The organism is Microcoleus harperi Pol14_C6, from assembly GCF_036701295.1.
Classification (GTDB): domain Bacteria; phylum Cyanobacteriota; class Cyanobacteriia; order Cyanobacteriales; family Microcoleaceae; genus Microcoleus.
This window is the reverse complement of the sequence record NZ_JAUBQN010000011.1, coordinates 94,968-109,098: the sequence shown is the minus strand read 5'-3', so window position 1 is coordinate 109,098 and position 14,131 is coordinate 94,968. Positions and strand designations below refer to the sequence as shown.

The following is a 14,131-nucleotide window of genomic DNA, read 5'->3' as shown; positions in this document are numbered from 1 at the left end:
TACTTAGTCGGCTAAAATGTTACAATAAGATTCAATTGTACCAAACTAAGTACGGAAGTACGGAAGGTCCATAAACATTAACTGAAACTAAAGGATTGCTATATCATTCTGATTGTTGATTATGCGTCTCTAGCCAACTGTTGGATAACTTGTAACTCTATATCCGTTGCTATACATCACTTATAGCATTTTTATATTTTCACACTTTTATTTTAATACTCCGAGAGTGACAGAAAAGAGGTAAGGTTGGGTAACGCCCTTCAAGTTTTTAAATTCAACCGTTCTCCGGCAAGGGGAACTTCAATTTCTGTTTAACACTTGAACAATTGAATCAGTAAGTTCCTGAAAGCTTGCTCTCCCAAGCCGCGGGACAGCAGCAAGGGCTAGGTTCTCTTCTATATGTTTTGGCGCTTTCATCCCTACAAGGGCACTCAGGAGGCCAGGGGCGCTGCGGGTATATTGGAGCGCCCGCTGGCAGTCTGTTCGCAAACGATCACCAAAAGCAGAAGCAATCTTTTCTGGGATCAGACCGATAACCTGCGCTTCACAGATCGACCTGCTGGCGATCGCAGAAATGCCTAAGCGATCGGCAGCTTCCAATACTGAAACTTGTTCTCCTTCGATTGTTTGAGTTGGGGTTAGCACCGCTTCCGGCATCCCCATATTCAAAGGAAGCTGGATAAACCGAAACCCATTCTCTTTGTTCCCAGCTACTTCCCGAGCAATGGACTTCGCACGCGCCAGATCGATATGGTACTTTTCAGTTGGAGGTACACGGAAAGCATTCCAAGTTGCCACACCGTAATTAGCAATTTTTCCAGCTAAAACCGCACCTTCAAGTACCTCAAAAACCTCTCGCAACAGATTGTAAAAAGTATCGGGTTCAACTTGAGAAAGTAGCTTTTCTGGATTGTGAAGATAGTAGACATCGATTGTCTCAATGCCGAGGTTGGCGAGGCTCCAATTAAGCTGATCTTGAATGTATTCTGGGTGGATGCAGTAACGCTCTTCAGCCAAATCGGCCATGCTGACAGTAGAGTTGCTTGGCTCGACGTACTGCTGAGAAAACCACTCTACATGGTTGGGAGTTGGATGCGGAACAACGCCGCCTTTCGTGCAGATAATTAGTTCATCTCTTGAAGCCTCTCCCGATTCCAGGAGACGCCGGATAGCCTTTCCGACACTCCGCTCTCCGTACTGGTAGCGGTAGTTGATTGCTGAGTCAATTACGTTGGCACCCCGCCGAACCGATTCAACTACAGCGGACGCCACAAGAGTGTCAGTATACTCATCTGGTTCGCCAAGGTAAGTGCCAATTCCAATCGAGCTGGCAACGAGCGAACCAGTTTCTTGGAAGTGATCGGCTGCACAGTTTTTGTTGTGCCGTTCCCTGTAACGCCGCGTTCCTTCTGCGGTAGCTCTGCCTGCGATCGCGATCGCATTACTACTTCCTAACATAAAAATCTTTTGCCTCTTCTTGAATAAACTAATCAGGACTTCCGCAAGTCTAAGTGATGCTTGATGTAAAATTCTCCTCAAATTGAGCGAGGTAGAAGCGCGATCGATCGCGCCTCTATATTTTTAGACCAGATGTTTGGGAGCCTCTATTAACTGGCGATCGGCGAGATAGGAAAAATAAGTCCGAAACAAACTCGCATCCGCTTGCGGGCAGATAATGTCCGTTCCAGAAAGTCCCTTCAACGCATTCTGGCAATCGAATTGCAGCGTGGCCGATTTAGCCATTTCTGCATCCGAAACTTTTTCGGAGAAAAGACTGACAAGCGGATACAAGGCATTTTCTGGAGAATATCCAGCGCGATTGATTATTTCTGCTTGCCAAGTCTCAGAAGAAACTTGTTTGATTGGATAACCCATTGAGCAAATCCAGCCAAGCAATTCACTCATTTGAAAGGACTGAGGGTTGACTAAATGAAAAGTTTTTCCGAGTAATTCTTTTTGGCTCGAAAGATGAACGATCGCTCGGCTCACATAGTCAACAGGCGCTACATTCATCAGCTTATCGTCATCGGGCGCACATCCAAGTTGCACGCAACCAGCGATTAACCTGTACAGTAAATCGCTGGGATTGCAGGCCCCTGTTTGGCTGTCCCCAGAAATGCGGCCTGGCCTGTAAATGCTAACAGGAATCCCGCGATCGCGCGCCACCTCTACTAACTTTTCTGCCACCCATTTAGTCTGAGTGTAAGCGCCTTTGAGACTCTCTCCCGGAGTGAGTTCATCCTCCTCTCCCACGACTTTAATCCCTGATTCTCCCATTGCCGAGAAAACGGAAACCGTAGAAATTAAATGGACTGGTTTTAGCTTACTTTGACTCGCCAATCTCAGAACTTCCTGCGTCCCCAAAACGTTAGCGGGTTTGAGAACCGAGTAGGGATAAGTAAACTTGACAAACGCGCCATTGTGGTAAATGACATCAATTTTACTGGCTAAAACTCGGAACTGCTCCTCGGAAAGCCCCAAAAGTGGTTGAGACAAATCTCCAGCAATTGGGATAATGCGATCGCTGCTGCTTTCATCCCAAATTAAATAGGATTCGAGGCTGCTTTGAATCCGTTTTTTGGCTGATTCTGAATCGGCAGAACGGACTAGGCAATAAATTTCTGCTTGAGTTTGTTGCAAGAGGTCGCGGAGTAAAAAAGCTCCCAAAAAGCCCGTCGCCCCTGTTAAGAGAATGCAAGCTGGTTCAGTTTTTGGCTCGCTCAATGGAGTTGCAGGGCGAATTGCCGGATCTAAAACAACTTCAGCGTTAATATCGAAACTTGCAGTGCGATCGCCCGCAGAATTCGCCCCGTGCTTCCCCTCAATATTCTTTGCTAAAGCAGCGATGGTAAGCCCTTCAAAGAAACGACGCAAGGGCAATTCCTTTTGGAAAGAATTTCTTACCTTTGCTAGCAACTGAGTAATCAGTAATGAATGTCCCCCCAAATCGAAGAAATTGTCATAAATTCCCACTTTTTCTAGCCCTAGCAGCTCGGCCCAAAACTCAGCCAGCATTTTCTCAACGGGAGTGCTAGGAGCGACAAAAGTATCTGCTAAATTGGCTCTCGCCGCCTCCGGCGCTGGCAGCCCCCGCCGGTCTATTTTTCCATTAGCAGTGAGGGGCAATGCTTTGATTGCGACAAAAGCAGAAGGAACCATGTAGTCGGGCAGTTTTTCTTTTACAAATGATCGCAGCTCGTTAATAGCGATCGCTGATTCCCTCGCGGGTACAACATAGGCAACTAAGCGCTGGTTCCCCGGTTCATTTTCCAGTAGCAAAACTACTGCTTCCCGCACAGCGGAATGTTGAGATAGCGCTGCTTCTATTTCCCGCAATTCAATGCGGAACCCTCGCAGTTTAACTTGGCTGTCGATCCGCCCTAAAAACTCAATATTTCCGTCCGGCAAATACCGAGCCAAATCTCCGGTTTTATACAGACGCGCTCTTGGTGTGGCGTCGAAGGGGTTGATGATGAATTTTTCTGCGGTTAATTGGGGTTGGTTTAGATAGCCGCGAGCTAAAGAAGCACCGCCGATGTATAACTCGCCGGACACGCCAATGGCAACTGGCTGCAAGTGCGAATCAAGTAAATAAATCTGCGCGTTATTGATAGGGCGACCGAGAGGAACTGTCTCAGAAATGCAATTTTCTCGGTCTTTGATGGGATAAGCAAGCACGCCTACGGTTGCTTCTGTTGGCCCGTAATGGTTGAAAACTAAACAGTCTTGGGCGTATTTCTCAATAGTTTCGAGCAAATTCCAACTTAAGGCCTCGCCGCCAAGGATTAATCGCTTTTTCGGCAAAACCTGCGCCGGATTAGAAGCAGTTAATAAAGCTTTTAGATGCGAGGGAACGATTTTGAGACAGTCAATAGAATGCTGCTGAAAGTAAGCAGCGATCGCCTCTGGATCGGTGGTGCGTTCCTGGGAAATTATGTGAAGGGTTCCTCCCGTACATAAAGCTGGAAAAATTACTGTATTTCCTAAGTCTGCTGCCAAGGTAGAAACGGTTGCGAAACTGCCACCTGATGGCAGGTTGAGCTGTTCCTGAATGCTGTAGAGGTAATTGACGAGCGATCGGTGTTCAATTGCCACTCCCTTTGGCGTGCCAGTGGAACCGGAAGTGTAAATGACATAAGCTAAATTTTCACCAGAGAGAGGGGGAGAGGGAGAGGGGGAGACAGAGGGAATTTCTGCGTCTAAGCAAACGATTTTTGCCTGAGTTTTTGGCAATTTTTCGATTAGCTGTTGTTGCGTTAATAGCACAGCCACTTCGGCATCCTGCAACATCAAGGCGAGGCGCTCTTTTGGCATGGCCGGATCGAGTGGCAAGTACGCGCCACCTGCTTTGAGAGTGCCGAGCATTCCGGCGATCGCATCCACAGATCGCTCAGCACAAATTCCGACTAATTCTTCGGATTTTACTCCTAAGTGTTGTAGATAATCAGCGATTTGGTTGGCGCGGGCGTTGAGTTCTCGGTAGGTGAGTTGCTGATTTTCACAGATAACCGCAAGGCGATCTGGTACGCGCTCCACTTGTTGCTCAAATAGCTGGTGAATGCACTTGTCTTTTGGGTAATCTTTCTGTGTTTGGTTGAACTGAAATAAGACTTGGTGGCGGGCGATCTCGCTCAGAATTTCCAACTCGCCGAGAGCGGTTTCTGGGTGATTAGCTGCACTTTTTATTAAGGTGTAGAATTGCTCTGCTAAACATTGGAGCGCTTGTTCCCCTATCAAGGGCGGATCGTAGTGAAACTCAGCGATGAGAGCATCCTCTCGGCGCACGCAGGAGAGTTTAACTCTGAAGCGATCGCCGCAGACATATTGCTGGTAAATTGAAAAATCTACGCCAGCCGCCGCATACTTTTCTAGTTGTTCCTCAAACTCAAAACAAAATGGAAATCCAACCGATCCGTTTATATCTTCCCGGTTGAAATATTCCTGCCATTTATAAGCATCGCTTTGGGATTGCTGAATTTCCTGCCAGAATTCCTGAAAGGTAAAATTTTCTTGCAGTTGGCTGCGAAGCGGTAAAAACTTGGCAAATAGACCGAGTGCTGGCTCTAATTCTTCATATTTGCGATTGTCGAAGGCGGTGCCAATAATGATTTCTGCCTTTCCCAACCGCCGCCAGAGCAACGTTTTCCAGCAAGCTAGAAAGAAAGCAGATATTGAGGTCTCGTAGCGGCGGGCGATCGCTTCTATTTCCTCTAGTAAACTCTGTTCTATTTTAACCTCAAAAAGTTTCGGTTCAAAGGGAGCAGGCGCGCTGCTATTTTTATTTTCAAAAGGCAATTTTAAACTGGCTAGCGCCGAGTAATCCCGATCGGTCCAATATTGTTTGCCCTCTGCCGCCTCTTCATCCTCAATCAATTCATTCTGCCATTCCGAATATTGGACATATTGCACCACTTCGTCGGCCATTTCCTCACCTTGCAAGCAGGCTGCATAACACTGGCTAATTTCTCGAATTAGATTTTTGAGGGTGCGGGAATCGGCGCACAGGGAAGGCAAGCTAACAAGCAAAATGTGCCTGTTTGCTGATAGAGAAATTAAGGATAAGCGCCAAATTGGATTTTGCTCAAAGTTGAAAGCTGAGCGCTTTTCGCTTTGAAAAATTTCAGGGATTTTAGCCGCTTGTTCTGGCGGGTTCAAGCATTCGAGATTAACGATATGCCAGGAAATTAAGCTGCGATCGCCGATGACTTGAATCGGAAATTTAATCCCAGAACGTCGCTGAAAGCTCGTCCGCAGAATTTCGTGGCGATCGCTGACTTTTTGCAGCGCTTCTTTTAAGGCATTTGCTTGGAGATTGCCCTCGATCGAAATCGCACATTGAGCGCGATAAGCGGGACTATCTTGTTGCAACAGCCACAGATATTTTTGTTGAGGAGAAAGCCGAAACCCATTAATTGTTTGCATTGGTTATATTGCTTTATGTTTTAGGATCGCCAGGGACTTAAGTCCAAAGCTTATAGATCGAGTCGGTTAAAACTCACATCTTGCACCATTCTCAAGAACAGGCAAGATGCCTGTTCCACAATAAAATTTCTCTCTTGTGGAACAGGCAAGATGCCTGTTCCTAAACAAGTAATTGAGAATGGTGCAACATCTCAGTTAAAACAGACTGTGGGAAAGGCGTTGAAGTGGCGACTACTGGCAATTATAAATTCATACCAGAGTCAGATTTAGCCGACTTTTGCGAGAGAGAAGTCAGCTTTTAAAGCTCTGCTTCACCGATCATTTCGCCCATCGCTACCACAATTTTGCGCGGCCCGACAAAGGGATTGCGGCTGTGAGCCGCCAACATATTATCTAACATTAATATGTCGCCCGCTTGCCAAGGGAAACTAACGGTTGCCTGCTGATAGACTGCTTGAATTTCTGCCATTACCGAGTCTTCAATGGGACTGCCGTCGCCGTAATAAACATTGCGAGGCAGGTTTCCTTCTCCAAAAACAGATAATAAGGAGTTGCGGACGGCGGGATCTAAGCAGGAAATGTGGTGCAAAGGAAGTTGGTTAAAAAATACCATCTCTCCAGTTTTGGGGTGCTTGCCGATCGCCGGCCTCCGCTTGCAAGTTCTGAGCTTATTTCCGTCTTTCCACTCAAATTCTATGCCCGCTTGACGGCAATATTGTTCCACCTCTGTTTTATGCGCCGTTTTGAAAAATTCTTGCCAGCTTACATCGAGTCCGTCGGTGTAATTGCGGACGTACATCAGTTGCTTTTGGGCAAATTTTTCTCGGAGTTTGGGGTCGAGCAACTGGTAAACTTTCCGACAATCAACGATCGGGGTTTCGCCGCCTGACTGCGCGGGTTGAACGCAGAAAAACCAGATTTTCATTGGCCAGCGGTGCAGGTGCGAACTTTCGTTGTGAAAGAAGATGGTTTGGTCGGCAGGATAAGGGGTCGAACCGTAAACTTTGCCACCCATTCCTTCGCGCGGCAAATCTCCGTACTCGCTGAACAATTCCGGACAAATCCCCAAGGCAAACTGCTCGAAAGTAGAAACTAAGGGCTCGGTGAAGCCTCGAAACAAAATTGCACCGTGTTGCTGCAATTTGGTCTCGATCGATGTTCGGTTGTTTTTCGCCCAATCAATGAGATCGACATCGCTGGCAGCGGGTTTAATGACTAGCGGGAATAGTTCTCCAGGCTGTAGAAATTCGGTTTTTATCAACTCGCCGTCTGGCAGAGTGACTACTTTCGGTTTAACACTCTTAAACTTGCTAAAATTAAGCTTTTCGCGCTTGACTTCTTGCATTGCTTGTTGTTCTTTTTCCGCTTGTGTGAGAATTTCTAAGTTATTTAAGCGAGTCTCAGGCTCCGCCACAATGCTGTTGAGTAAGGTTTCAAAACGGCTGGACATTTGCTCGATGGCGGCGGCATCGAAAAGGTCAGTGTTGTACTTCCAAGTACCTGCAATTCCTTGCTCGGTTTCTCCTACGAAGAGAACTAAATCAAATTTGGCGATGCCGCTGTCTTGTTCTAAGGGTGTCAAAGTTAACCCGCCTAGCTCTAAAGCAGGCATGGGCATATTTTGCATGACGAATAAGACTTGAAAGAGCGGTGTTTGATTCAGGCTGCGATCGGGCCGCAGTTCCTCCACCAATTTGTCGAAGGGTAAATCCTGGTGAGCGTAGGCTTTTAAGGTGACTTCGCGCACGCGATCGAGCAATTCAATGAAAGTAGGATTGCCGCTGAGATCGCCGCGCAAAAGCAAGATATTGACAAAGAAACCAATCAGAGCCTCTGTTTCTAATTGGGTGCGGTTGGCGAGGTCGGTTCCCACCACCATGTCATCCTGATTTGTAGAGCGATATAGCAGCGTTTCAAGAGCAGCTAGCAACGTCATAAATAGGGTGACATTTTGTTGGCGGCTCAGCTTGTTGAGCGCGGCAGAAAGGTTTGGGGAAAGCTGGAAAGGTTGAAGGGCAGCGCGATAGGTAGAAACAGCGGCGCGCGGTTGTTTGGCAGGCAGTTGCAGCACTGGTAAGTGATTGCCTAAGTGTTGCTTCCAATAGGCAAGTTTTTCTTCTAAAACTTCCCCAGAAAGCCAGTTTCGCTGCCACACGGCATAATCGGCATATTGGATTGGAAGTTCGGGAAGTGGGGAGGGTTTGCCAGTGCAAAAAGCTTCGTAGAGGGTTGCCATTTCTCGCACGAGTACCCCTAGGGACCAGCCATCTGCCACGATGTGATGGATGGTTAGCAATAAGATAAATTCTGTGTCGTTTAACTGTAGCAAAGTGACTCGCATTAATGGCCAGTTTGCTAAGTCAAAAGGTTGTTGCGCTTCCTCGGCGGCAAGCCGCATAGCTTCTGCTTCTCGCTGAGATTGAGGAAAGTGCTGCAAATCTATAACTGAGAGCGCGAAAGTAGGTTCGGGAATTATCAATTGAATGGGCCGCCCTTCCACCGCGCCAAAAGTTGTCCGCAAGGCTTCGTGGCGATCGATAACTGCTTGGAAACTGCGCTCTAATGCTGTTACGTCGATCGCACCTTTCAAGCGCACGGCAGCGGGGATATTGTAAGCCGGATCGCCCGGTTGCAATCGATCGACGAACCAGAGGCGCTGTTGGGCGAAAGAAAGGGGCAATTCTGTGCCTCTCGGTGCGCGATCGATGGGGGGTGCTTCCAGTTTTTGCTCGCTGCTGCTGATTTGGGAAATGCGATCGCTCAAACTTGCCACTGTTGGCGATTCAAATAAGACGCGCAGGGGCAATTCAATTTTAAACGCTTCTCGCAAACGCGCGATCGCCTGAGTAGCTAATAGGGAATGTCCTCCTAATTCAAAGAAGTTATCCTCGCTGCCAATTCCCTCGACGCCTAGCACTTCACTCCAGATGCCAGCAACCATTTCTTCAAGGGGCGATCGCACCGCAGAGATCGCGCTTTTTTCCGGTGCAGGCAGCGATCGGCGATCGACCTTGCCATTCGGCAAAAGCGGCAGCGCCTCCAGCAGCACGAAGGCTGAAGGCACCATATATTCCGGCAATTTTTGTTTTAAATCGCTGCATAACTCAGTTACAAGGCTCGACGATTGAAACTCTGAAAAACTATCCTTGTACGCAGCGATATAGGCGACTAGACGCTTGTTGCCCGGACTGTCTTCTCTGACAATAACCGCCGTCTCCCGCACCGCTGGATGCCGCTCCAATACAGCCTCTATTTCTCCTAGTTCGATGCGGAAACCGCGAATTTTGACCTGGCGATCGATGCGCCCTAAAAATTCGATCGTTCCATCGGAAAGCCACCGCCCTAAATCTCCGGTTTTGTACATTAAATCTTTGTCAATTCCTGGCAGCGGTTTTGCGGTATTTGGAAAGGGATTTTCAACAAAGCTTAATTGAGTATTCTTTTCATCTTTCCAATAGCCCTCGCCGACGCCAAATCCCGACACGCAAATCTCTCCCGGCACTCCGACGGGCACTAACTTCATCTGAGAGTCGAGGATGTAAAGATTTAAATTGGCGAGGGGTTGGCCGATGGATAGCGATCGCTGATTTTCCGGCAAAGGTTTTTCAATAATTGCCTGCGTAATATCGTCAGCCGCTTCTGTCGGGCCGTAAGCATTGACAACGCCGATAGAGGGATACAAACGCAACCACTGATTCGCCAACTCTACCGAGACGGATTCTCCCGTTACCATCATCCATTTTAAATTCGGGAACGCTCGTTGCTGCGGCGATAATTTTGAAAGATAGTCTGTCAATCCTCGGACAACGGTGGGAACGAGTTCGACGAGGGTTAATTTGTGTTTTTGAATTACCTCAAACAATTTTTCGGGATTGCAAATTGTTTCCGCGCCGGCAATTACGGTTTTTCCGCCAATTAAAATAGGCGCTAAAAATTGCCAAACCGAAATATCCGATGAAGCGGGAGCGCTTTGCAAAAAAGTAAATTTTTCAGTCAATCCCAGCGCCTCAAATTGAGCGTAAAGGTGATTGATCGCGCCGCCGTGTCGGATAATAGCTGCTTTGGGCAATCCGGTGGAACCGGAGGTATAAATCGCGTAAGCTGGATCGGTGCCGCGATTGCTAGTTTCTAGATTGGCTGCGGGCAGTTTATCGAAATCGCGGCGATCGCATATCTGAACCTCGGCGGCGGAGCTCGCCGCGCCCTCCGGCTTGACATCTAAACAAGCCAAATATTTTAACTCAGGGCAATACTCGATTTGGCTTGCCAAACTTTCTAAAAATGAAGCGTCTGTTAAGAGAATCCGCACTTCGCTGTGAGAAAGCATATAGCGAATTCTCTCCGGAGGATAAGTGCTGTCAATGGGAACGTAGACTCCCCCCGCCTTTAAAATAGCGAGAATAGCGATGAGAAAATTCGGACTCCGTTGTTGCAGAATTCCCACCAGTTGTCGATTTTTGACTCCTAAACTCTGCAAAAATCTGGCGAGTTGATTCGCTTTTTCGTTCAGTTGGCGATAAGTTAACTGAGTTTCTTCAAAAACAACAGCTATGCGATCGGGCGTTTTTTCGACCTGGCTTTCAAATAAATCGTGAATCGTTCGCTCGACAGGATACTCTCTAGCATTGTCGTTAAAAGTTTCTAAGAGCTGGCGGATTTCAGATTGGCTTAAAAAACTAATATCCGCAATTTTTATGTGAATGTTGTTGGTGACGTTTTCCAAAAGATTGACATAGTGTGCCGTCAGTCTTCTGATAGTTTCATCTTTGAAAAGCAAGTCGCTGTACTCAATTTTGCCGACAATCCGATTGCCATCGACTTTCAAAGCAATTGTTAAATCATTGCCGAGTTTCGCGAGTTCGCTTGCAGAGTGAATGTTTTCCCATAAGACGGCTACGTCAAAAATTGGACAGCGGCTCTGAGTTTCGGAAATTTTTAACAACCGCACTAATTCAGCAAACGGATAATTTTGGTGGCTGTAAGCCGCGATCGCAGTGTCTTTGACTTGCAGCAGAAACTCTTTAAAAGTCAGTTGAGGAGTGACAGTGGAGCGCAGCGGAACCACTCGATTAATTAAGCGATCGCTTTTTTCTGGGTTGTAAACTGGCGAGCCGACAATAACATCCCTATTGCTAGTATATTTGTGGAGCAGTATTTTAGCGGTAGCGAGGAGAATTAGATAAATTGACAAATCGGATTTTTTAGCCAACTTAAAAATCGCTTCAGAGAGTTGGCTCGACATTTCAAATGCGACCTCTCGCTCTTTCCCACTATCTAACACAGGTCTTACATAATCGGCTATCAAATTTGTCTCCGGCAGTTCCCCGGATAGCTTGTTTAACCAATAAATTTTTTGAGACAACAAGTTATCTGAAATGGGGGTAATTGGTCTGATTTGATTGGCTACGGCTATCATCGATCGTCTCCTGACATTTTTAAAATTGGAAAAAATTAGAGCAATTAGGACTTCAAGCAATCGGACAAGGCTTGTTGCAAAATCGCACAGCCTTTTTGCAAAATTGACCATTCGATAGTCAGGGGAGGCAATATTTTTATAGCCGTATCATTTCTCCCAACTCTTTCCACGATTAATCCCAACTCGAAACACCGCGAAGTGACTTTTTTAGCAAAACTAGCACCGCCAAATTTTTCAAAATCGATGCCCCAAATTAAACCAATTCCTCGGATATCGATTTTTTCGTCGATCTGGGCAATTTCCTCCGCCAGGAATTTTTGTAAAAAGAACTCTTTCAATTGGACTTCGCGTTCGAGATTGATATTTTCTCGATACTCTAGAGCAGCGGTAGCTCCTACGAAAGCGAGTTGATTTCCCCGAAATGTACCCGTATGTTCGCCCGGTTCCCAAATATCTAACTCAGGTTTAATCAACAAAAGCGACATCGGAAATCCGTAACCGCTGATCGATTTGGAAAGGATTACCATATCGGGAACGATATTAGCTCTTTCAAATGAGAAGAATGGCCCTGTGCGCCCGCAACCCACTTGAATGTCGTCGCAAATTAATAAAATGTCGTGGCGATCGCACAAGTCTCTGAGCTGTTGGATCCACTCGACGGGCGCGACAATTACTCCCCCTTCAGCTTGCACCGTTTCAAAAATAATTGCCGCTGGTTTTTCGATGCCAGAATTGACATCATTTAGGACTGCTTCGATATAACCGATAGTATTAAAACTTTCCATGAACCCATAGGGATAGGGCATAAAAGTTACATTATTTGAGGTTACGCCTGCCCCCGCTCTCGCGGCAATATTGCCAGTCGCAGCTAAACTGCCTAACGTCATGCCGTGATAGGCTCCCATGAATGAGAAAATGCCCGGTCTTTTCTTGATTTTTCTGGCTAATTTCAAAGCTGCTTCAACGGCATTCGTTCCCGTTGGGCCGCAAAACTGAACTTTATAATCCAGCTTTTTCGGTTCTAAGACAGACGAAAAGAATTTTTCTAAAAATTCTTTTTTGGCTGAGGTGTGCATATCTAATCCGTGCGCGATCGCGTCCGATGCCAGATACGCTATTACCTTCTGCTTGATATAGTCATTGTTGTGCCCGTAATTCAGCGCCCCTGCCCCTGCTAAAAAATCGATATATTCCGCTCCTGTTTCGGAATATATGATAGAATCTTTTGCCCGATGGAATATATCAGGAAAATTTCGGCAATAGCTTCTGACATTAGACTCGCGACTTTCAAAAATATTCGCTGGCTGACTTGGCTTTTGTAGGGCGATGCGACGCATGGCAACTTTCTCACTCTAGTTAATTTGTTAGTTACGCGGCGGACAATTCAAAACTAAACGTTACTTCTCTTTCCAGACTTAACGTCATGGGATACTCGCGATCTATCGGCAACAGCAAGTCCTTCAGGAGCGCGTTTGGTTGCGCCAAGATGCCCTTAATCAATCTCTCAAAATCCTCCAGAATCTGAGTAATTGTGGCTACCTCGAAGCGGCGGAAATCGTAATTGATGCCGATGCAGAACTTGAGATCCGGATACACGGCAACGGTCAGGGGATAGTTAGTCTTGTAAAAATTCGGCGCATTGGAGAAAATCGTCGAGTTCGAGACTTCTAGATCGCCTTCCCATTTTTCCAAGAGTGAATCCACTGGCGCGTTTTCATACACCAAGATACTCTCGAACAAAGGACTGCTTCGCGGCACTTGACTCCACCCTTGAATATCAACTAGCGGACTCCATTCGTACTGGCGCATTTCCAGTAATTGTTCTTGAAGCTGCTTCAGCCAAACTAGCAGAGATGTGTCAGAAGCTACCTCGATCCATACGGGCAAGCTGTTAACAAATAGCCCAATTAGCGGCTCGTCTTGTAGTAATTCTACTGGGCGTCCCGCCACCGTACATCCGTAGACGACTTTGCGATCGCCGCTGTAGTAACTGAGCAGCATCGCCCATGCTCCCTGAAATATCGTACTCAATGTAAGCTGGTGCTGCCGTGAAAAAGATTGCAGCGCTGCTGTAGTTTCTGGCGATAAATAGATTCTCTGTTCGTCGTATTTTTCCTCGGAATTGAAGGCGCTGCTAGCATCTAGATTGGTGAGGGAAGTAGGCGATCGCAATTCTCCGATCGCCTGCCGCCAGTACGTCTGGGCTTTCGCTACGTCTTGTTTTTGCAACCATTCGATGTAGTCTCGGTAAGGAATGCTGGGCCCTAAATCTACCTTTTTTCCCTCACAAATGGCCTCGTAAATTTGAAGCACTTCTGCGAGGATCGTGGGGATTGACCACCCATCCATCACGATAAAATGTCTGCTCCAAATAAATTGGTAACAGTTGTCAGCGAGGCGAAACAAAGTCAGGCGCATCAAACACTCTTGGGAAAGGTCGAACCCTAAGGCGCGATCGCTCTCCAGAAAAGTATTTAATTGCTCCTCCTGTTCCTCAGGATTTAGCCCCCGCCAGTCGCATTGCTCTAAGGGAACTGTTACTTGCTGATATACAACTTGTAACGGTTTGTTGATATCTTGCCAGAAAAAGCCTGTCCGCAAACTCGCGTGCCGGTTCGCTACTTGCTCCCAAGCGCTAGAGAAAGCGTCAACGTTGAGATTGCCCCGCAACAAAAAGGGCATTTGGAAAAAATACAGTCCCAATTCCGGAGCGAATAAGCTATGAAAGAGAATGCCTTTCTGAATCGGCGAAAGTTCGTAAATATCCTCAATGTTTTCTACTTGCATGAATTT

At 46.8% G+C, this 14,131-nt stretch carries 5 protein-coding genes; all 5 read right to left on the bottom strand.

The genetic code is table 11. The features are described from left to right. Positions 1-300: 300 nt before the first annotated feature. Positions 301-1,458: an aldo/keto reductase gene (locus tag QUA27_RS10855; protein ID WP_333067957.1), complete on the bottom strand. Its 1,158-nt coding sequence runs from the start codon at positions 1,456-1,458 to the stop codon at positions 301-303. 123 nt (positions 1,459-1,581) lie between these two features. Next, positions 1,582-5,922: a non-ribosomal peptide synthetase family protein gene (locus tag QUA27_RS10850; protein ID WP_333067956.1), complete on the bottom strand. Its 4,341-nt coding sequence runs from the start codon at positions 5,920-5,922 to the stop codon at positions 1,582-1,584. Between the two features lie 298 nt (positions 5,923-6,220). Beyond that, positions 6,221-11,338: a non-ribosomal peptide synthetase gene (locus QUA27_RS10845; protein WP_333067955.1), complete on the bottom strand. Its 5,118-nt coding sequence runs from the start codon at positions 11,336-11,338 to the stop codon at positions 6,221-6,223. A 44-nt stretch (positions 11,339-11,382) separates the two neighbouring features. Next, positions 11,383-12,675, bottom strand: a complete 1,293-nt coding sequence (ectB, locus tag QUA27_RS10840) for a diaminobutyrate--2-oxoglutarate transaminase (protein WP_333067954.1) — start codon at positions 12,673-12,675, stop codon at positions 11,383-11,385. Between the two features lie 31 nt (positions 12,676-12,706). Then, entirely contained in the window at positions 12,707-14,125 is a 1,419-nt protein-coding gene (locus QUA27_RS10835; RefSeq protein ID WP_333067953.1) for a condensation domain-containing protein, read from the bottom strand. Positions 14,126-14,131: the final 6 nt, after the last annotated feature.

Bases quoted from the DNA above. Each gene is read 5' to 3' on its own strand.
- ectB (WP_333067954.1), bottom strand. From the start codon at position 12,675: ATGCGTCGCATCGCCCTACAAAAGCCAAGTCAGCCAGCGAATATTTTT.
- QUA27_RS10845 (WP_333067955.1), bottom strand. From the start codon at position 11,338: ATGATAGCCGTAGCCAATCAAATCAGACCAATTACCCCCATTTCAGAT.
- QUA27_RS10835 (WP_333067953.1), bottom strand. From the start codon at position 14,125: ATGCAAGTAGAAAACATTGAGGATATTTACGAACTTTCGCCGATTCAG.
- QUA27_RS10850 (WP_333067956.1), bottom strand. From the start codon at position 5,922: ATGCAAACAATTAATGGGTTTCGGCTTTCTCCTCAACAAAAATATCTG.
- QUA27_RS10855 (WP_333067957.1), bottom strand. From the start codon at position 1,458: ATGTTAGGAAGTAGTAATGCGATCGCGATCGCAGGCAGAGCTACCGCA.